This window comes from Arthrobacter sp. zg-Y1219 (genome assembly GCF_030125545.1).
In the GTDB taxonomy this organism is placed as follows: Bacteria; Actinomycetota; Actinomycetes; order Actinomycetales; family Micrococcaceae; genus Arthrobacter_B.
In genome coordinates, this window is record NZ_JASKLY010000010.1 from 45,921 (window position 1) to 64,513 (window position 18,593).

16 protein-coding genes are annotated in these 18,593 nt (G+C 67.0%); 6 read left to right on the forward strand and 10 right to left on the reverse strand.

All coding sequences use genetic code 11. The features are described from left to right. Nucleotides 1–16: 16 nt before the first annotated feature. Genes narI through QNO00_RS06560 form a run of 4 tightly spaced genes read right to left on the reverse strand, consistent with a single transcriptional unit; the run spans nt 17 to nt 7,090 of the window. Nucleotides 17–862: a respiratory nitrate reductase subunit gamma gene (gene narI, locus QNO00_RS06545; RefSeq protein ID WP_502863166.1), complete on the reverse strand. Its 846-nt coding sequence runs from the start codon at nt 860–862 to the stop codon at nt 17–19. Next, nucleotides 859–1,557: a nitrate reductase molybdenum cofactor assembly chaperone gene (gene narJ, locus QNO00_RS06550; protein ID WP_284024010.1), complete on the reverse strand. Its 699-nt coding sequence runs from the start codon at nt 1,555–1,557 to the stop codon at nt 859–861. Before narJ ends, narI begins: the two co-directional genes overlap by 4 nt. Then, nucleotides 1,554–3,356 carry a nitrate reductase subunit beta gene (gene narH, locus QNO00_RS06555; RefSeq protein WP_284024011.1) on the reverse strand — a complete coding sequence of 601 codons (1,803 nt, stop codon included), beginning with the start codon at nt 3,354–3,356 and terminating at the stop codon, nt 1,554–1,556. The genes narJ and narH overlap by 4 nt, the downstream gene beginning before the upstream one ends. Then, nucleotides 3,356–7,090: a nitrate reductase subunit alpha gene (locus tag QNO00_RS06560; RefSeq protein ID WP_284024012.1), complete on the reverse strand. Its 3,735-nt coding sequence runs from the start codon at nt 7,088–7,090 to the stop codon at nt 3,356–3,358. Before QNO00_RS06560 ends, narH begins: the two co-directional genes overlap by 1 nt. Before the next feature lie 139 nt (nt 7,091–7,229). Between QNO00_RS06560 and QNO00_RS06565 the strand changes: the two genes are divergently transcribed. The 3 genes from QNO00_RS06565 (at nt 7,230) to QNO00_RS06575 (ending at nt 10,308) form a co-directional block, all read left to right on the forward strand. Next, nucleotides 7,230–8,183 (forward strand): 1,4-dihydroxy-2-naphthoyl-CoA synthase, encoded by a 954-nt coding sequence (locus QNO00_RS06565; RefSeq protein WP_229964711.1) that lies wholly within the window; start codon nt 7,230–7,232, stop codon nt 8,181–8,183. An 11-nt stretch (nt 8,184–8,194) separates the two neighbouring features. Further along, complete coding sequence (locus QNO00_RS06570) at nt 8,195–9,337, forward strand: AMP-binding protein (protein WP_229964710.1); 1,143 nt, start codon at nt 8,195–8,197, stop codon at nt 9,335–9,337. Between the two features lie 86 nt (nt 9,338–9,423). Beyond that, entirely contained in the window at nt 9,424–10,308 is an 885-nt protein-coding gene (locus QNO00_RS06575; RefSeq protein ID WP_229964709.1) for a 1,4-dihydroxy-2-naphthoate polyprenyltransferase, read from the forward strand. A gap of 24 nt (nt 10,309–10,332) precedes the next feature. On the opposite strand, the gene QNO00_RS06580 is transcribed toward QNO00_RS06575, so the two are convergent. Further along, nucleotides 10,333–10,641 carry a DUF4229 domain-containing protein gene (locus tag QNO00_RS06580; protein ID WP_229964708.1) on the reverse strand — a complete coding sequence of 103 codons (309 nt, stop codon included), beginning with the start codon at nt 10,639–10,641 and terminating at the stop codon, nt 10,333–10,335. A gap of 121 nt (nt 10,642–10,762) precedes the next feature. Between QNO00_RS06580 and QNO00_RS06585 the strand changes: the two genes are divergently transcribed. Further along, the gene (locus tag QNO00_RS06585; RefSeq protein WP_229964707.1) at nt 10,763–11,143 is read left to right on the forward strand and encodes a PLD nuclease N-terminal domain-containing protein; all 381 of its coding nucleotides are present in this window, start codon (nt 10,763–10,765) and stop codon (nt 11,141–11,143) included. Nucleotides 11,144–11,530: 387 nt separating this feature from the next. On the opposite strand, the gene ccsB is transcribed toward QNO00_RS06585, so the two are convergent. The 5 genes from ccsB to QNO00_RS06610 form a co-directional block, all read right to left on the reverse strand. Further along, complete coding sequence (ccsB, locus tag QNO00_RS06590; RefSeq protein WP_229964706.1) at nt 11,531–12,616, reverse strand: c-type cytochrome biogenesis protein CcsB; 1,086 nt, start codon at nt 12,614–12,616, stop codon at nt 11,531–11,533. Further along, on the reverse strand, nt 12,616–14,475 hold the full coding sequence (gene resB / locus QNO00_RS06595; protein ID WP_284024013.1) for a cytochrome c biogenesis protein ResB: 1,860 nt from the start codon (nt 14,473–14,475) through the stop codon (nt 12,616–12,618). The genes ccsB and resB overlap by 1 nt, the downstream gene beginning before the upstream one ends. Before the next feature lie 39 nt (nt 14,476–14,514). Then, on the reverse strand, nt 14,515–15,318 hold the full coding sequence (locus tag QNO00_RS06600; RefSeq protein WP_229964704.1) for a cytochrome c biogenesis CcdA family protein: 804 nt from the start codon (nt 15,316–15,318) through the stop codon (nt 14,515–14,517). A gap of 5 nt (nt 15,319–15,323) precedes the next feature. Further along, the gene (locus tag QNO00_RS06605) at nt 15,324–15,923 is read right to left on the reverse strand and encodes a TlpA family protein disulfide reductase (RefSeq protein ID WP_229965045.1); all 600 of its coding nucleotides are present in this window, start codon (nt 15,921–15,923) and stop codon (nt 15,324–15,326) included. Between the two features lie 93 nt (nt 15,924–16,016). Beyond that, nucleotides 16,017–16,679, reverse strand: a complete 663-nt coding sequence (locus tag QNO00_RS06610) for a histidine phosphatase family protein (protein WP_284024014.1) — start codon at nt 16,677–16,679, stop codon at nt 16,017–16,019. A 143-nt stretch (nt 16,680–16,822) separates the two neighbouring features. On the opposite strand from QNO00_RS06610, the gene QNO00_RS06615 reads away from it, so the two are divergent. Together QNO00_RS06615 and QNO00_RS06620 are read left to right on the forward strand one after the other, a co-directional pair. After that, nucleotides 16,823–17,365: a YceI family protein gene (locus QNO00_RS06615; RefSeq protein ID WP_284024015.1), complete on the forward strand. Its 543-nt coding sequence runs from the start codon at nt 16,823–16,825 to the stop codon at nt 17,363–17,365. A 306-nt stretch (nt 17,366–17,671) separates the two neighbouring features. Further along, the gene (locus QNO00_RS06620; protein WP_284024016.1) at nt 17,672–18,541 is read left to right on the forward strand and encodes a hypothetical protein; all 870 of its coding nucleotides are present in this window, start codon (nt 17,672–17,674) and stop codon (nt 18,539–18,541) included. The last annotated feature ends 52 nt before the right edge of the window (nt 18,542–18,593 follow it).

Consider the following 18,593-nt stretch of genomic DNA (forward strand, 5'->3'; position numbering starts at 1 on the left):
CGGTCCTTACTGCCGGTCAGGGGCGGGGAGTGCCTTTTCGGTCGCGGTCCGGGGTGCCCACCGGCGCCCAGCTGCCGCGGGGCGTGGCGGCTCCTGACGCGGGGCGCTTCCCCCGTGAGCGGTACACGATGTAGGGCCGGAACAGGTACTGCAGCGGCGCAGTGAAGGCATGCACCAGCCGGGTGAACGGCCAGAGAGCAAACAATGCCAGGCCCCACAGCGTGTGGATCTTGAACGACAGGGAGGCCGCGGTCATCGCGGTGATGTCCGGCTGGAAGATGAAAATTGACCGAAACCAGGGCCCCACCGTGTCCCGGTAGTTCACGATTCCGGAGTCGAAAACCGAGAAGACCGTCGTGGCCAGGCCCGTCAGGATTGCGGCGAGCAGGAAGAGGTACATCGCCTTGTCGTTGCGGGTGGTGGCCATGAACACCGGTCCGGTGGTGCGCCTGCGGTAAATGAGCAGCACGATCCCCACCAGCGTGGCGAGTCCGGCAATCGACCCCACCGAGAGGGCAAAGAAGTGGTATCTGTCCTCGTTGATGCCAATGTCATCCATCCAGGTTTTAGGGAGCACCAGCCCCATGAAGTGCCCCACGATCACCGCCAGGATCCCAAAGTGGAACAGCGGGGAGGCGATGCGCAGCAGCCGGGACTCATACAGCTGGGACGAACGCGTGGTCCAGCCGAACTGGTCATAGCGGTACCGCCAGATCGAGCCCAGAACCAGCACAGCCAACACCACGTAGGGCAGCACGCCCCACAGCATCACATCGCCGAGCCCCACCTCCACATTGGCCGGCGGGGGAACATCCAGGGGAACATCCAGCGGGACATCCGGCGGCAGGTTCGCAGGCCTCATGGGGAGTTCCTTTCAGAAACCGGCAGCAGCCGTGAACTGTAGGGTTCAAGGCCAACGCTCTCCGTGGGCGGGCCGTATCCTGCCCTGTGCATGACGGTCTGCCGGTCCTCGGGCGATACGCCGGGCAGCGTGGAACAGACCAGGGCCAGTGCCCCGGAATGGGGCAGTCCGTCGTCGCGAAGGGCCAGCCGCAGCAGTTCCAGCGACGGGCGGTAGCGTTGCAGCAGTTCGTAGCCGTCCGCCGGGGACACCTTCGCTGCGAACTCCAGCACCAGCGGCAGGTAGTCGGGCAGCTCCGTTCCCTCGGGCAGCGCCCCGTGCGCCCGGTAAACCTCCTTGAAGGCCGCCAGGGCCTCGCCGCGGCGGCGGGTGTCACCGTCGGTCCAGTAGGTCAGGTGCAGGCTGTGCCGTTTGGAGAGGTCGAATTCCTGGACATACTCCGACTGCACCTCGTGCAGGGGACGGTCCGTCAGCGAGGCGAAGAGCTCCTCCACGGGCCCCGTGTCGGCTCCGGCTTCCCCGAGCGCCTCCCGGAGTGCCGGGACCAGGTCCACCAGCGCCTCATCGGGATATTCCAGCAGCAGGCCCGCGGCCTGCCGGACGACGGCGCTGCGCCGCGGGCGGGCGTCCCTGTACGGCTCCGGGTCGAAAGTCCCCTTGCCTGCCTTGCCCAGCAGTTTCTCCAACAGGCTCATTCCGCGCCCCCTCCGCCGGCCGGCCCGGCACCGCGTCCGCGGTCGGACTGCGGCCGGTCACCCTCTGCTTGGTCGTACACTGCACCCTTGCCGTCGCCGGTCGAACCGCCGGTGCCGCCGGCCGCCGTGTCCGGGGCTCCGCGGTTGTTGCCCGCCGGGAACAGGCCCTTGGGTGAACCTCGGCCGTCCCAGTTGAGCAGGTTCACCCGCCCGCCCAGGTTTCCGTTGCCGGTGGGGTCTTCGCCGCGCTGGCGTGCCTGCAGGGCAGCAAAATTCTCTACTGCCACGGGCACGGGCCGCCCGGATGCTTCGCCGAAGACTCCGGTCTGCCCCATTCCGGGCCCGCCCTCCACGTCCAGGGAGCAGCCAATTTCCTCCAGGTTGTGGGCGTCCTCCAGATGGGCGCTGGGAATCACGTAGCGTTCCTCGTATTTGGCCACGGCCATCAGCCGGTACATCGCCACGATTTGCTCGCCGGTCATCCCGACGTCGGAAGCAATCTTTTCGTCCGGAAGGTCGCCGAGGGTGATGCTGCGCATGTAGGCCCGCATGGCGGCGAGCTTCCGCAGCACGCCAGTGACCAGGTCCGTGTCGCCGGCGGTAAACAGCTCCGCCAGATATTCCACCGGGATCCGCAGTGCCTCGATGGCGCCGAAGAGGTTGTCGGCGCTCTCGCCGTCGTGCCCCTGATCCTTGAGCACGTCAACGATGGGTGAGAGGGGCGGCACGTACCAAACCATGGGCATGGTCCGATACTCCGGATGCAGCGGCAGGGCCACCCGCAGCTCCTTGGCCAGGGCGTACACCGGCGAGCGCCGGGCCGCGTCCAGCCAGTCCTCCGGGATTCCCTCGGCCCGGGCGGCGGCGATGACGTCCGGGTCATTCGGGTCCATCATCAGATCCAGCTGGGCCTCGTACAGGTCCTGCTCGTTCGGGACGGACGCCGCGGCGGTGACGCGGTCGGCGTCGTACAGGAAGATGCCGATGTAGCGCAGCCGGCCCACACAGGTTTCGGCGCAGACGGTGGGCAGCCCCACCTCGATGCGCGGATAGCAGAAGGTGCACTTCTCCGCCTTGCCGGAGCGGTGGTTGAAGTACATCTTCTTGTACGGGCAGCCCGTGACGCACTGCCGCCACCCGCGGCAGCGGTCCTGGTCCACCAGCACAATGCCGTCCTCCTCCCGCTTGTAGATGGCTCCGGAGGGACAGGAGGCCATGCAGGAGGGATTCAGGCAGTGCTCGCAGATCCGGGGCAGGTAGAACATGAACGTGGAATCGTATTCCAGCTTCACCTTCTCCTCCGCCTCCCGGCGCATCTTCTCCAGCACCGGATCCCGGAGCTCCGTGCGGCCCGATCCGCCGAGGCTGTCATCCCAGTTGGCGGACCAGGTGATCTTCATGTCCTCGCCGGTAATCAGGGATTTGGGCTTCGCCACCGGGAAATCGTTGCCGGCCGGAGCATTGATCAGGTTTTCGTAGTCGTAGGTCCAGGGCTCGTAATAGTCGTTCAGTTCCGGCTGCACGGGGCTGGCGAAGATGCCGAACAGCTTGGCGAGCCGTCCGCCGGCCTTCAGCTTCAGCTTGCCGCGGCTGTTCAGTTCCCAGCCGCCCTTCCACTTCTCCTGGTCCTCGTAACGGCGCGGATAGCCCTGCCCGGGACGGGTCTCCACGTTGTTGAACCAGACGTACTCGGTGCCCGCCCGGTTGGTCCAGGCCTGCTTGCAGGTCACCGAACAGGTGTGGCAGCCGATGCACTTGTCCAGTGCCATCACCATTGCCGTCTGCGCCATGATTCGCATCAGTACCGCACCTCCTGGGAACGTTTGCGCACGACTGTCACGATGTCGCGCTGGTTGCCGGTGGGGCCAAGGTAGTTGAAGGCCCAGGACTGCTGCGCGTAGCCGCCGATCATGTGCGTGGGCTTGACCAGGATCCGGGTCACCGAGTTGTGGATCCCGCCGCGGCGGCCGGTGGCCTCGGATTTCGGCGTGTCGATGATGCGTTCCTGCGCGTGGTGGACATAGACGACGCCGGCCGGCATCCGGCTGCTCACAATGGCCCGGCCCACCAGCACCCCGTTGGTGGACACGCACTCCACCCAGTCGTTGTCCTCCACTTCGATCAGCGCGGCGTCGGAGGTGCTCATCCATACCGCCGTACCGCCGCGGGAGAGCGAGAGCATCAGCAGGTTGTCCTGGTACTCGGAGTGGATGGACCACTTGTTGTGCGGGGTCAGGTAGCGCACCGCCACTGACAATTCACCGCGGGTTCCCAGCTGCGGCTCGCCGAACAGCCGGTGCATGTCCAGCGGCGGCCGGTAGATCGGCAGCGCCTCACCCATGTCCTGCATCCAGTCATGGTCCAGGAAGAAGTGCATCCGGCCGGTCAGCGTGTGGAAGGGCTTCAGCCGCTCAATGTTGATGGTGAAGGGGGCGTAGCGCCGGCCGCCGGTCTCCGAGCCGGACCATTCCGGCGAGGTGATCACCGGCGTCGGCCGGTCCTGGGTGTCGCGGAAGGTGATCTGCTTGTCCTCCGCGCCCTCGGCCAGGTCCGCCAGCGGCGTGCCGGTCCGTTTCTCCAGCGTCCGGAACCCCTGCACCGCCAGCTCCCCGTTGGTGGTGCCGGAGAGCAGCAGGATGGCCTCGGCCATCCGGGCGTCGGTGTCCACGGCCGGGCGGCCGGCGGCGGCGCCGCGGTCAAAGACCCCGTGCTTGCGGGCCAGCTGGGCCAGCGGCTTGGACACGTCGTACTTCACGTACTTGGTGGTGAACCCCAGCTTGTCCGCCAGCGGACCGACGGCGGCGAACTTCTCGCCGATCGCCGCGTAGTCCCGTTCCACCACGGCCAGGGACGGCAGGTTCTTGCCCGGAATCGCCGGAATGTCCGTTCCCTTCCAGTCCGGGGCGTGCCCGCCGGGCTGCGCGATTTCACCGGGCGTGTCATGGGTCAGCGCGGTCGCCACCAGGTCCCTGCGCACCCCCAAATGGGTGGCGGCCTGCCGGGAGAACTCCTCGGCCAGCAGCCGGAACAGGTCGTAGTCGGTCTTCGCCTCCCAGGGCGGGGCGATCGCCGGGGTGAACGCATGCACGTAGGGATGCATGTCGGTGGAGGACAGGTCGTACTTCTCGTACCAGGTCGCCGCCGGGAACACGACGTCGGAGAGCAGGGTGGAGCTGGTCATCCGGAAGTCCGCCGACACCAGCAGATCCAGCTTTCCCTGCGGCGCGTTCTCGTGCCAGACGACGTCGGCGGGCCGGGATTCGCCGTGGTCCTTGCCCATCACGTTGTTCAGGGTGCCGAGCAGGTGCTTCTGAAAATACTCCTCTCCCTTGGCGGAGGAGCCCAGCAGGTTCGAACGCCACAGGATCAGCGTCCGCGGCCAGTTTTCCGGAGCGTCCACGTCCTCGACGGCGAAGCGCAGCCGCCCGTCCTTGAGCTGTTTGGCGACCCAGGACGCTTCGTCAGCCGCCTCGCCGCGGGCCACCCCGGCCGCGGCCTCGTCCGCCACGTCCAAAGAGTTTTTCGCGTCGAATTGCGGAAAGAACGGCATCCAGCCCATCCGGGTGGACTTCGCGATGACGTCGGCGGTGTGCAGACCGCGCAGGTGCCCCTGCGCCAGCGGGGACTGCAGGGAGTCCGAGGAATAGCCGTCGGAGCGGAACTGGTCGGTGTGCATGTACCAAAAGGCGGTGCCGATCATGAACCGGGGCGGCCGGTTCCAATCGCCGGCCGAGGCCATCGCGGCCCAGCCGGTGATGGGCCGGCACTTCTCCTGGCCCACGTAGTGCGCCCAGCCGCCGCCGTTGCGGCCCTCGCACCCGGTCAGCATCAGCAGAGCCAGGATCGCCCGGTAGGTGACGTCCCCGTGGTACCACTGGCAGATGCCGGCGCCGAGGATGATCATCGAGCGGCCCTTGGACTTTTCCGCGTTGGCCGCGAATTCCCGGGCGGTCCGGAGCACCGCTTCGGGTGCGACGTTGGTGATTTCCTGCTGCCAGGCGGGGGTGTAGGGGGTGCCGGCGTCGTCGTATCCCGCGGCCCACTCCCCCGGCAGGCTCTCCCCTCCGAGCCCGGGCCGCGCCACGCCGTATTGCGCGAGCATCAGGTCAAAGACGGTCGTGACGGTGCGGCCGGCGATGCTCGTCACCGGGACGCCGCGGTGCAGGACGGAGCCGGCTCCGCCGGGGTCGGTGAACGCCGGGAGCTCCACCCGGCTGGTGTGCCCGGGCCACGAAGCGGCGTCAGCGATGGACAGGGCCGGAACGACGCCCTGCAGGTCAAGGTTCCATTTGCCGGCGTCGGCCTCGTTGTACCGGAAGCCCACCGAGCCGTTGGGCACCACCGGGGTGCCGGCGTCGCGGTCCAGGAGCACCGTCTTGAACGCGGCGTCGGAGGCTTTCGCCTCGCGGCGGCCCAGATCGGCGGCGGTGAGGAACTTCCCGGGCACCACGCTGCCGTCGTCGCGCGTGTCCAGCGTGACCAGGAACGGCAGGTCGGTGAACTGGCGGACATAGTCCTCGAAGAACGGCACCCGCCGGTCCACGAAGTTCTCCTTCAGGATGACGTGCCCCATGGCCATGGCCAGGGCGCCGTCCGAGCCGGCCTGCGCGGGCAGCCATTCATCGGCGAACTTGGTGTTGTCGGCGTAGTCCGGGCTGACCGAAACCACCTTGGTGCCGCGGTACCGGCCCTCCACCATCCAGTGCGCATCGGGGGTGCGGGTCACGGGGATGTTTGATCCCCACATCATCAGGTACGTCGCGTCCCACCAGTCACCGGATTCGGGCACGTCGGTCTGGTCGCCGAAAACCTGCGGGCTGGCCACGGGCAGGTCCGCGTACCAGTCGTAAAAGCTGTTCATCACCCCGCCGATCAGGTTGATGAACCGGGCGCCGGCGGCGTGCGAGACCATGGACATCGCCGGGATCGGGGAGAAACCGGTGCAGCGGTCGGGTCCGTAGTTCCGAATCGTGGAGACGTGGGCGGCGGCAGTCATTTCGAGGGCTTCGGCCCAGCTGGAGCGCACCAGTCCGCCCTTGCCCCGGGCCTGCTGGTAGGTCCGGCGGCGGTCGGGGTGGTTGATGATCTGTTCCCAGGCCAGCACCGGGTCGCCGGTCTCGCGTTTGGCCGCGCGGTACATTTCCAGCAGCACGCCGCGGATGTAGGGATAGCGGACCCGGGTGGGCGAATAGGTGTACCAGGAGAATGCTGCGCCGCGGGGGCAGCCGCGCGGCTCGTATTCGGGCCGGTCCGGGCCCACCGTGGGGTAATCCGTTTCCTGCGCCTCCCAGGTGATGATCCCGTCTTTGACGTAGACCTTCCAGGAGCAGGATCCGGTGCAGTTCACCCCGTGAGTGGACCGCACCACCTTGTCGTGGCTCCACCGGTTTCGGTAGAAAGCGTCCCCCTTCCGGCCGCCTTCCCGGAACACGGCCCTCCCGTCAGCGGTCTCGTCCCAGCGGGTGAAGAACCTGCCGAGCTTGAGCATTGCGTCGGATGCGGGGCCATCAATCCCCGGAGCGGAGCCAGCCATGGTGCAAAGGTAGGGCAGCGCTGCACCCGGTGACAGGGACCCGGGCGGAATACGGGATGACACAGCGGAAACTATCGGCAAACCGGCCTCGGGAACGTGCGCAACCGCCGGTTTGGGGCGGAACGATAAACTCGGAACTGTGAGCACAGAACTTCCAGAACAGGTGTCCGATATTTTCGACCCGCAGCAGTGGCGTCTTGTCTCCGGGTTCGAGGACCTGAAGGACATGACCTACCACCGCCAGGTGGAGCGCACGGCCGACGGCGGCATCGTGCGCGACCTGCCGACGGTGCGCATCGCGTTCAACCGTCCGGAAGTCCGCAACGCCTTCCGCCCGGGGACCGTCGACGAGCTCTACCGTGCCATGGACCACGCCCGGATGACGCCCGACGTCGCCACCGTCCTGCTGACCGGAAACGGCCCCTCCCCCAAGGATGGTGGCCACTCCTTCTGCTCCGGCGGCGACCAGCGGATCCGCGGCCGTGACGGGTACAAGTATGCCGAAGGCGAGACCAGGGAAACCATCGATCCGGCCCGCGCCGGACGGCTGCACATCCTGGAGGTGCAGCGCCTGATGCGCACCATGCCCAAGGTGGTTATCGCCGTCGTCAACGGCTGGGCCGCCGGCGGAGGGCACAGCCTGCACGTCGTCTCGGATTTGACCATTGCGTCCCGTCAGCACGGCAAGTTCAAGCAGACGGACGCCACCGTGGGCAGCTTCGACGCCGGCTACGGCTCCGCGCTGCTGGCCCGGCAGATCGGCCAGAAGAAGGCCCGCGAAATTTTCTTCCTGGCCCGTGAATACTCCGCCGAGGACATGGTGGCCATGGGCGCCGTGAACGAGGCCGTGGACCACGAGAACCTGGAGAAGGTGGCCCTGGAATACGCCGCCGACATCGCCCGGCAGTCCCCGCAGGCCATCCGCATGCTGAAGTTCGCCTTCAACCTGGCCGACGACGGCCTGGCCGGACAGCAGGTCTTCGCGGGCGAGGCCACCCGGCTGGCCTACATGACCGACGAGGCGGTGGAGGGCAAGGAAGCCTTCCTCGAAAAACGGGACCCCGACTGGTCCTCCTTCCCCTACTACTTCTAGGCCGCCGCTACATGGAACTGCTGACCGTCCATACTCCCGCCGGCTTCAATGCCGAAACGCTGCTGGCCCCGCTGGCCGAAGCCCTCGCCGGCGAAGGCCCCGCGGTGGCCCCGCACGCCAACCCGCACCAGACCTTCTCCGGTGAGCTGCCCAACGATGACATTGCCCTGGTCATCAGCACCTCCGGGTCCACGGGCACGCCCAAACAGACCATGCTCACCACCGATGCCCTCGCGGCTTCCTCCATGGCCACGGCGATGGCGCTGGAGGCCGACGGCCAATGGCTGATGGCGTTGCCGGCGCACTACATTGCCGGAATCCAGGTGCTGATCCGGTCCCTGTACGCCGGAACGCAGCCCGTCTTCATGGACACCTCCGGGTCCTTCAGCGCCGCGCGCTTCACCTCCGCGGCGGCCGAGATGACGGACCGGAACCGTTTCACCTCCCTGGTTCCCACCCAGCTGCACCGGCTGCTGAGCAACCCCGAACCCGAGACCCTGCGCGTGCTGCGCCGCTTCAACGCCATCCTGCTCGGCGGGGCGCCCGCCGGTGCGGGGCTGCTGGCCGACGCCGCGGCCCTGGGCCTGAACGTCGTCACCACCTACGGCATGAGCGAAACCTGCGGCGGCTGCGTGTACGACGGCGTTCCCCTGCCCGGGGTCGACGTCGTCGTCGAATCCGGCTCGCTCTGGATTGCCGGGGACATCCTGGCCGAGGGCTACATGGGCCAGCCGGAACTGACCGCCGAGCGGTTCCGCTTCAATTCAGGAAGACGCTGGTACCGCACCGATGACGCCGGCAGCGTGGAGAACGGACGAGTCACGGTGTCCGGCCGGCTGGACGACGTGATTGTCAGCGGCGGCATCAAGATTTCCGCGGCCGCCGTTTCAGCTGCCATCGAACAGCTGCCCGAAGTCTCCCAGGCCGTGGTTTTGGGCCTGGACAGTCCGGAGTGGGGCAGTCTGGTGGGCGCCGCCGTCGTCGGCTCCGTGGATCCCGAAAAGGTCAAGGACGCAGTCCGCTCAACCCTTGGAAAGCCCGCGGTGCCCAAGGTGGTGCTCCTGCTGGAGGCCCTGCCGCTGCTGCCCAACGGCAAGACGGACCGGCTGGGGCTTCGCCGCCTGCTGGCCGCCGCCGGACACACGCACCCCTGAGCCGCAGCGCCCGGGTCTTTCGCACCGCACGGCTGCGGAAGAATAGAACGTGAACAAACCATTACTCGAGTTAAAGGACTTTGATTGTGGCTACAGCCGCGCAGTGGTTAGAAGGAGCCCGCCCCCGCACCCTGCCGATGGCGGTGGCGCCAGTCATCATCGGTACGGCCGCGGCGTACGACCTGGGTTCCTTCAAGCCCCTGCACGCCGTCCTGGCGGCGCTGGTGGCGATGCTGCTGCAGGTGGGCGTGAACTACGCCAACGACTATTCCGACGGCATCCGCGGCACTGACGACAACCGGGTGGGCCCGCTGCGGCTGACCGGTTCCGGCGCGGCGCCCGCCAAGCAGGTCAAGTACGCGGCCTTCGCCTGCTTCGGCGTGGCCATGGTTGCCGGGCTGGCCCTGATCATCCTGTCCTCCACCTGGTTCCTGATCCTGGTGGGCGTGGGCTGCGTCGCTGCGGCCTGGGGCTACACCGGCGGCCGGAACCCCTACGGCTACATGGGCCTGGGCGACATCTTCGTGTTTGTTTTCTTCGGCCTGGTGGCAACCCTGGGCACCACCTACACGCAGGCCGGGCAGGTCAGCGTTCCGGCGCTGATCGGCGCCGTGGGCACCGGACTGATTGCCATGGCCCTGCTGATGGCCAACAACGTGCGGGACATCCCCACCGACCGGGAAGCCGGCAAGCGGACCCTGGCTGTGCGGCTCGGCGACGAGGCCGCCCGGATCAGCTACGTCATGATGCTGGCGCTGGCCATCCTGCTGCCGCTGTTCCTCGCGGCTGACTATCCCTGGGTGCTGCTGGTGCTGCTGCTCATCCCGGCCTGCCTGATGCCGAGCTGGCTCATGCTCAAGGGCAAGAAGCGCCGGAGCCTCATCCCTGTGCTGCAGCAGACCGGGCTGATCAACCTGGGCTTCGCCCTGCTGTACAGCCTCGGACTGGTACTGACCCGGGTGCTCGCCTAGCTTCCGGCTGACGTTTCGCGGCGGTTAGTTGTCGCGGGGCTTGCGGTCGTTGTCGATCTTGATGTCGGGGTGGGCATCGAGCATGCTGTCTTCGGCGCCGGCGTCCTCGAGCTCGCCGCGGTTGCGGGTCGGGGGCGCGTCACCGTGGAAGCGCTTTTGCACGTTGCGGGCTGCAGCGTCGCGCATGTCGCGGAAGAACAGGTACGTGACGCACCAGGCGAGGACTGCTCCGACGATCGCCGAGAGCACCAGGCCCAGGCCCAGCCAGACGCATGCTGCGAAGAAGATGGCCACCAAACCAAGGCGGAGAGCGGTAAATTTCCAGAAAGCCACAGGGCCATTCTAGTTCCTCTTCAGCTTTGGGATGTCGTCGCTTCGGCCTCCGGGCCATAACCGACCCGCCCGGTCCGAACCGGGAAGACACAGCTGTGCCCTGCTCCACTACAATTGGTTCATGCCTCGCCTCGTGCTTTTCGGTGTCATCATCGTCGCCGCCGTAATCATCTACGCCATCATCGACTGTGTCATGTCCCGGGCCCAGGAGGTGCGCAGCATCTCCAAGGTCGCCTGGCTCTTCACTATCGTGCTGCTGCCGGTGCTCGGCGCCCTCCTGTGGTTCCTCTTGGGCCGCCCAAGAAGCGGTCCGGCGCCCAAGAACCGGGCACCCCGCCATCCCACCGCCCCGGACGACGACCCCGATTTCCTGCGCAACCTCGAGATCCGGCGCCGCCAGCAGGCGAAGGAAGCAGAGCTTAAGCGCCGTGAAGCCGAGCTGCGGGCGCGCGAGAAGCAGTCCGGGCACAAGAAGAACGACGACGAAAAGCCCAGCGCCTAGAAGCCTGCCTTAGCTCGACTCCAGCGAAACCCGCCTTCCGGCCAATCCGGGGGCGGGTTTTTTGTTGGTGCGGGGCCGGGCTTCCGGTTGGCGGGGCCGGTTTCCGCACTGGTTCCCACCGTTTGTTGACCCGTGGGGCTGATGTGGTCACACCAGTCACACCAGCCTCAAAGACTGGGAAGCCGTGCGCCCCGGACCACACGCCTGGCTCCCGCCGGCCCCCGGACCACCCGCCGGCCCCCGGACCACCCGCCGCCCCGCCGGACGCGCAGCGACCCAGCGACCCCCGCGCCGGCAACAACACGAGACAGCAAAAAACCCGCCTGCCGGCGAACCGGGAGGCGGGTTTGGAGCTGCGGGCACCGGGCCCGCGGGAAATCGAACGGGTCAGACGCCGGAGTAGCTGTGCAGACCGGCGAAGTACACGTTCACGATCGTGAAGTTGAAGATGATGCACAGGTAGCCGACGATCGACAGCCAGGCGGCACGGGTGCCGGTCCAGCCGCGCGTGGCACGGGCGTGCAGGTAACCGGCATACACCACCCAGATCACGAAGCTCCAGACTTCCTTGGTGTCCCAGCCCCAGTACCGGCCCCAGGCCTGCTCGGCCCAGATCGAACCGGCCATCACGGTGAAGGTCCACAGCACGAAGGCGACGGCGTTGATCCGGTAGGCGAAGTTCTCAAGGCTCTGCGCGGAGGGCACGATTCGCAGGAACGCCAGCTTGGACGCTCCGCCGGCGCGGATCTTGGACTCGCGGTCGGCCTGCAGCAGCTGCAGCACGGACATGGCGAAGGTCAGCGTGAACAGCGCCGACGCAATGACGGCCACCGAAACGTGGATGACGAGCCAGTAGCTCTGCAGCGCCGGAATCAGGTGGGCCACCGGCGTCGGGAAGCCGATCGTGGCCACCATCATCATGATCAGGACCAGGGCCAGCACCAGGGTTCCCAAGAAGCGCAGGTCGCGCCGGAGCAGGACCAGGAGGAACACCACGGCCACCACCAGGGCGCCGGTGGTGCAGAACTCGTACATGTTGCCCCAGGGCACGCGGTGAGCCGCGAGGCCGCGGGCGACGACGGCGGCAGTGTGGATCACTGCGCCCAGGACCGTGAGGGCGACGGCGACGCGCGCGCTGTTGCGGCGGGCCCCGACGTAGCCCATGGAGGCGTCGGCGGTCTGTGCCACCGGTGAGCCGTCGGCGTCCCAGCCGCGGACGTTGCCGTCAGCCAGATAGCTGTCGTCGCCGGAGGTTCCGGAGCGGCCGGAACCCGTGGAGCGCGAACCGGACACCGCCCCGGCCGGAACCGCTGCGGAGCTCTGCTGCGTCAGCTTGGACTCCACTGCCTTGATGGCCTTGCTGCTCTGCGCGAGGTCCCAGGTGAAGGCCAGGAACGCCACCGTATAGGCGAACGCCGCCAACAGCATGAACAGCTCGCTGTACTCAGCGAGGGTGTAGTCAATGGAGGGCATTACGAGTCCTTACCTGTTTCCTTCTCCTGAGCGGCTTTGCTGTCCGCCGCTGATGCTCCGGGCGCTGAGTCCCGGCCTGTGCTGTGTGCTCCGGTGTCCGGAGCGGATGTATCCCCCGCGCCATTGTCCTCCACCGCTCCGCTGCCCGCCAACCACTGCTTCTCCAGCAGGGTCCGGACGGCGGCTGCCTCGCTGGTGAGGCGCTGGTCTTCGCCGCGTGCCAGCAGGCCGTATTCGACCATGAGGCGCCCGTCGTCGTGGGTGCCGGTGCGGATCCAGACCCGGCGCCGCGCCAGGAACAGGGAAGCGGCCAGGCCGGCGAGCGAGAGCGTGGCAAAACCGAGGACCCACATCTTGGCGGGGTCATAGTGGATGTCCAGGGCGGCGTAGCGCTTGATGCCCTCGAACGTGATGGATCCCTTGCCCTCGGGCAGGTCGTACGTCTGGTTGGCGCCGAGGACGATGCCGCCGGCGTCCAGGGTGCGGCTGTTGAGCTCGGTCAGGTTCTCGGTGTCGAGCACGTAGACGTTGCTCGGCACTCCTTCGTCCAGGCCGAGGTCACCGTAGTAGGCGTTCAGGTTCAGCTGGGGGTTGAACGGATCCGGATCGCCGGAGTAGGAGACGCCCTGCTCATCCAGCATGGCCGTTGGCAGGAAGAAGCCCACAAAGCCCAGCTGGTCCGGCTTGGCGTCCGGAGCCTTGATCACCATCAGGGAGGTGTACATTCCGTCGCTGGGGACCGTGACAACCGGACCCTGCAGCGCAACGTTGCCTTCGCCGTCGCGCACCGTGACGACGGGCGCGTACCCGTTGCCCACCAGGTAGACGCGGCTGCCGCCCACGGTCAGCGGCGCGTTGACCTTCAGCGTTTCAGCGTGCTCGGCGGCGTCCGGGCTCTCCTTCACGGTCATCTTGGCCTCAAAGTCGAGGGGCTGGCCGTAGTGGGTCTGGGATTCCCGGTCGAACTGGACGTTGAACTCGTCGAGCTTCAGCGAGTAGGGCTCCAGCTGCTCCTCGGTGAAACTGGTGCCGGGAGTGAACGAGTCGTAGCCGACCAGGGTGTTGACGAACGACTCCCCCTCCACCACGATCTTCTGGCCGCTGTAGCCGAACAGCCCGCCGACGGCGATTGACACCAGCACGCCGATCAGGGCGGTGTGGAACACGAGGTTCCCCACCTCCTTGGCGAAGCCGCGTTCCGCGCCCACGGACGGCCGGGCGCCGTCGAGGTCGCGGACGTCCACCCGGTAGCCGCGCTTGCGCAGCAGCTGGGCCGCCTGTTCGACGGCGGAGCCGGCGGTCAGGCCCGACGACGCCGGGATCACCAGCGTGCCGTATTCCGGCAGCCGGGACAGGCGCTGGGGCGTGCGGGGAGGCTTGGACCGCATGGCCCGGTAATGGGCTTTCGCCCGCGGAATGACGCAGCCGATCAGCGAAACGAACAGCAGCAGGTAGATCGCGGAGAACCAGACGGAGGAGTAGACGTCAAAGAGCTGGAACCGGTCCAGCCACGGGCCGGTGTCCGGGTTGTCCTTCAGGTACTGGGTGACGACGGCGGGGTTGGCCGGCCGCTGCGGAAACAGCGATCCCGGCACCGCCGCCACTGCCAGCAGCAGGAGCAGGAACAGCGCCGTGCGCATGCTGGTCAGCTGGGTCCAGGCCCAGCGCAGCAGGCCCAGCGGTCCGAGGGAGGGCAGCTGGACATCGCCGGCGCCGCCCTTGCGGCCGCCTTTGCCGCCCTTGCCGCCTTTGCCGCCCTTTCCGGACGCGCCGGCAGCACTGCCGCCGTTTTTCTCGGCTTCGGTCAAAACATCCGGTTCACGGTTCAACTGGTTCTCATAGTTCTTTGAAGGGTTCATGCTGGGCAGGAGCTTTGCCAGACTGCGGTTCAAGGTTCATCAAATCGGCAGGGTCACACTATCCAACCAACCTTGGAGATTGTTGATCCAGATGTTCCAGACACCTGTGAGCATCAGGACGCCCAGGACAATGAGCATGCCGCCGCCGAACCGCTGGAGGGCGAGCCGGTGCCGGCGGAAGACGCCGAGCGCACCCATCCCCCGCCGGAATCCCAGCGCGATGAGCAGGAAGGGAAGCCCCAGGCCGAGGCAGTAAATGAAGGTCAGGAAGGCGCCCTTGGCGGCCGTGGCGTCATCACCGGAGAAGGAGAGCAGCTGGACGGCGGACAGGGTCGGGCCCAGGCACGGCGCCCAGCCCAGCCCGAAGGTGATGCCCAGCAGCGGCGCGCCCCAGAGCCCCGCCGGCGGGCGGGCGGCGATTTTGCGGTCCCGCTGGAACCAGCTCAGTCCGCCCATGAAGACAATGCCGAGCAGGATGATGGCCGCTCCCAGGACCTGCGGAATCCAGGCCTGGTCGGAACCGCGCAGCCAGCCGCCGAGCTGCCCGACGCCGGCACCGATAATGACGAAGACGGCGGAGAATCCCAGCACGAACAGACCGATTCCGGCCAGCATCCGCCCGCGGCGCTGTTTCTGCAGATCGACGCCGGTCAGCCCGGTGACGTAGCCCAGGTAGCCCGGGACCAGCGGCAGCACGCACGGTGACAGGAACGACACCAGCCCGGCCAGAGCGGCAACGGGAATGGCCAGCAGCATGGACCCGTTGAGGATGGTCTCGGCGAAGACGTTGGCTGCGGGCAGGGCTGCCGCGGGAACGGCAGCGGTTACGGCGGAGGGCACCATACCGGCTAGGCTGCCAGCGCGTCGGAGATCAGGGCCTTCAGGGTGCTCTTGTCAGCCAGCCCGAGGATGCGGGCGGCAACGCGGCCTTCGCGGTCCAGCACCAGGGTGGTGGGAACGGCCGACGGCGGCACGAACTGCGTCATGGCCAGCAGGATTCCGCCGTCCTTGTCCTGGAAGCTGGGATAGGGAATGCCGAAGGAGCGTTCAAAGGCTTCAGCCGTGCTGCGTTCGTCGCGGATGTTCACGCCGTAGAAGCGTGCCCCCTCGGGCTCGAACATTCCGTGCAGTTCCACCAGGTCCGGAGCTTCCTTCCGGCACGGGGCGCAGGCCGCATACCAGAAGTTCAGAACCACCACGTCGCCGGCAAATTCGGCGGATGAAACGGCGGTGCCGTCAAAGAGGGTGCCCTCAAGCCGCACCGCTTCACCGCGCTGGTCTGCGGCATACTCGGTGACCGATCCGTCCCCGGCGATGTAGTTCTTGTTGTCGCCGGCCTTGGCCTGGGCAGCCAGCGGATCCTCGACGGCGCAGCCCGCTGCTGCTGTCACCAAGGGCACGCCAAGAGCCAGGCCGGCGCCGAGCTTCAGGAAGGAGCGGCGGCGCATGGCATCCGGCTGGGGAGTGCTCTGAGGGTTTTTCAACTATTTCCAGCTTTCATCGCGGCGGGGCGGCCACTTCTACAACGCGTAGTAAGTCTATTATGCGCCCGGAATATTCGCAGCACCGGGCAGAAGGTCGGCGGAGGGCTCCGCATACCGGACCCCGATCAGCTTGTCGCCGTCGAACTCCAGCGTAGTGACCGAGGTCAGCGTGCACTGGCGCTGGCGGGGATCGTGCCAGAGCTTGCGACCCTCGGCGGCAAGCCGCGTGACCCAGATGGGCAGCTGGTGGCTGACCAGCACGGCCTCGGCTCCGTCCCCGCCCAGTACAGCGGCCTGCATCCGGGCATCATTGACGGCGGTCATCACGCGTTCCACCTGGGCTGCGTACGGTTCACCCCAGGACGGCTTGAAGGGGTTGTACATCAGAGGCCAGTACCGCGGGTTCCGCAGCCGGCTGGTGACGCCGGAAAGGCCTTCGAAGCGGTTGGTCGCTTCCAAAATGCGCTCGTCGGTGGTGATTTCCAGCCCAAGGGCGGCCGCGATCGGCGCCGCCGTCTCCTGGGCCCGGGTCAGCGGTGACGCGACCAGATGCACCAGCTTCGCGCCGTCGTTCTTCCGGCTTTCAAAGTGGCCGGCCACCCGGCGGGCCATCTGCTCCCCCAGGTCGGACAGGTGGAACTCGGGCAGGCGCCCGTAGAGGACTCCGTCCGGATTGAAAACTTCTCCATGGCGGACAAGGTGGATCGAGGCTCGGGACATGTCGTTAAGTTTCGCAGAGAGAGCGCGCTGAACTAAATCTGCTAAATACTTGAAGCTTGAACGAATCCGTGCAACAGTAGATGCAAATGCATGAACATGCACCGGGGATCCGCCCCGGCACCCACCAGCAACAGGAGAACAGCATGACCCCCAACGGGCTCACCACCGGTACGTGGAACCTCGATGCCTCGCACAGCGAGATCGGTTTCGCCGTCCGTCACGCCGGCATCAGCAAGGTGCGCGGAAGCTTTGACAAGGTCACGGCCGTGATGGAAATCGGTTCCTCCATCGAAGAGTCGACCATCAACGCCGTCATCGACGCCGCGTCGTTCAACTCGAATGACGCCAACCGCGATGCCCACGTCAAGGGCGCCGACTTCTTCGACGTCGAGCAGTTCCCCGAACTGACGTTCGCCGTCACCGGCATCGAAGGCTCCGGTGAAACCTACAAGGTTGCCGGGGACCTGACGATCAAGGGCACCACCCTTCCGGTCATCCTGGACACGGAGTTCAACGGCGTGGCTGTGGACCCCTTCGGCGCCACCCGCGCCGGATTCTCCGGCACCACCGTCATCAGCCGCAAGGACTTTGGCCTGACCTGGAATGCCGCACTGGAAACCGGCGGCGTCCTGGTCGGCGACAAGGTGACCATCAGCGTCGACGCGGCGTTTGTGGCGGCAGCCTGAGCCTGCCTCCGCGCACGGCCTGAACAGGCCACCTCAAAGGACATTCCGGCCACCGGCCGGGGTGTCCTTTGCCGTTTCCCCAAACCGCGTGTCCGCGATCGGCCGAGCCCCGGCGACGGACGGCGCACGCCGCGATAGGCTGGAGAAATCCGGTTGTGGTTTCCCGGCCGAGATCCGGGGCTTCGGCCGACCGGAATCTCGCGGTGCCTGACCGCACCCGACACCCAGGACCCAGACACCGCTGGAACGGAAGGACCCTCACATCCGACCAAAGCAGCGTCTGCACCAACTAGCAAGTAGGCGGCAATGAGCACACCTCCGAATAGTCCGGACCCCCGAGACCCGAACCGTCCCCGAGATTCCAACACTGCCGCCGACGAGCCGAAGTACGGCCAGCGGCTCCCCCAGACTCCCCAGCCGGGGCAGCCGGGGCACGGCCAGGGACAGTACGGCCAGGGACAGCCCGGCCAGGGACAGCCCGGCCAGCCCGGCCAGGGCCAGGGCGACCAGCCCTACACCCCGTACGGGCAGCCGGGGATGCCGAATGCCGCCGGGCAGCAGACTCCCACCTCCGGGCAGCCTTACGGACAGCAGCCGTATGGACAGAACCCCTACGGGCAGCCGCAGAGCCCGTACGGCTATCAGTCGGCGCAGCCCTCCGGGTATGGGTATCCGGGTCCCGGACAGGCCCCGGGCAGCAAAGGGGCACCACCCCGCGAGGTCATGACCGGATTCTGGCTGATCCTGGCCGCCGGGATCCTGACCCTCATCTACATGATCGCCTCGTCGCTTTCCATCTCGGCGGCAGATATTTTCAGCACGGTGTCCCCCGAGGACCGGCAGGTGTTTGAAGACGCCGGCATGACGGAAGAGACGGTGCGGAGTTTTGCCGCCACCACCGGGATCGTCATATCCCTGATCGTCCTGGGCATCTACGTCCTGATCGCTTTCCTGATCCGCAGCGGCAAGAACTGGGCGCGGATCATCGGAACGGTCTTTGCCGCGCTGTCCGTCGTCGGCGTGCTGCTCTCCCTGGTGACCGGTCTGGCGTTCTCCTCCCCCATCGAGCTGATCTCGCTGCTCGGTTCGCTTGCCGGCATCGCCGGCATCGTCATGCTCTACCGCCCGCAGGCGCAGCCGTACTTCCAGTCGCGGCCGCGGTTCGGCCCCTACTAAGCGGTACACCTCAGCTGCCGATCAACGGCACAGTTCAACGGCGAAAAGGGTC

Bases quoted from the DNA above. Each gene is read 5' to 3' on its own strand.
- QNO00_RS06620 (WP_284024016.1), top strand. From the start codon at position 17,672: ATGAGCACACCTCCGAATAGTCCGGACCCCCGAGACCCGAACCGTCCC.
- resB (WP_284024013.1), bottom strand. From the start codon at position 14,475: ATGAACCCTTCAAAGAACTATGAGAACCAGTTGAACCGTGAACCGGAT.
- QNO00_RS06600 (WP_229964704.1), bottom strand. From the start codon at position 15,318: ATGGTGCCCTCCGCCGTAACCGCTGCCGTTCCCGCGGCAGCCCTGCCC.
- narJ (WP_284024010.1), bottom strand. From the start codon at position 1,557: ATGAGCCTGTTGGAGAAACTGCTGGGCAAGGCAGGCAAGGGGACTTTC.
- QNO00_RS06615 (WP_284024015.1), top strand. From the start codon at position 16,823: ATGACCCCCAACGGGCTCACCACCGGTACGTGGAACCTCGATGCCTCG.
- QNO00_RS06610 (WP_284024014.1), bottom strand. From the start codon at position 16,679: ATGTCCCGAGCCTCGATCCACCTTGTCCGCCATGGAGAAGTTTTCAAT.
- QNO00_RS06585 (WP_229964707.1), top strand. From the start codon at position 10,763: ATGCCTCGCCTCGTGCTTTTCGGTGTCATCATCGTCGCCGCCGTAATC.
- ccsB (WP_229964706.1), bottom strand. From the start codon at position 12,616: ATGCCCTCCATTGACTACACCCTCGCTGAGTACAGCGAGCTGTTCATG.
- narI (WP_502863166.1), bottom strand. From the start codon at position 862: ATGAGGCCTGCGAACCTGCCGCCGGATGTCCCGCTGGATGTTCCCCTG.
- QNO00_RS06605 (WP_229965045.1), bottom strand. From the start codon at position 15,923: ATGCGCCGCCGCTCCTTCCTGAAGCTCGGCGCCGGCCTGGCTCTTGGC.
- narH (WP_284024011.1), bottom strand. From the start codon at position 3,356: ATGCGAATCATGGCGCAGACGGCAATGGTGATGGCACTGGACAAGTGC.
- QNO00_RS06560 (WP_284024012.1), bottom strand. From the start codon at position 7,090: ATGGCTGGCTCCGCTCCGGGGATTGATGGCCCCGCATCCGACGCAATG.
- QNO00_RS06570 (WP_229964710.1), top strand. From the start codon at position 8,195: ATGGAACTGCTGACCGTCCATACTCCCGCCGGCTTCAATGCCGAAACG.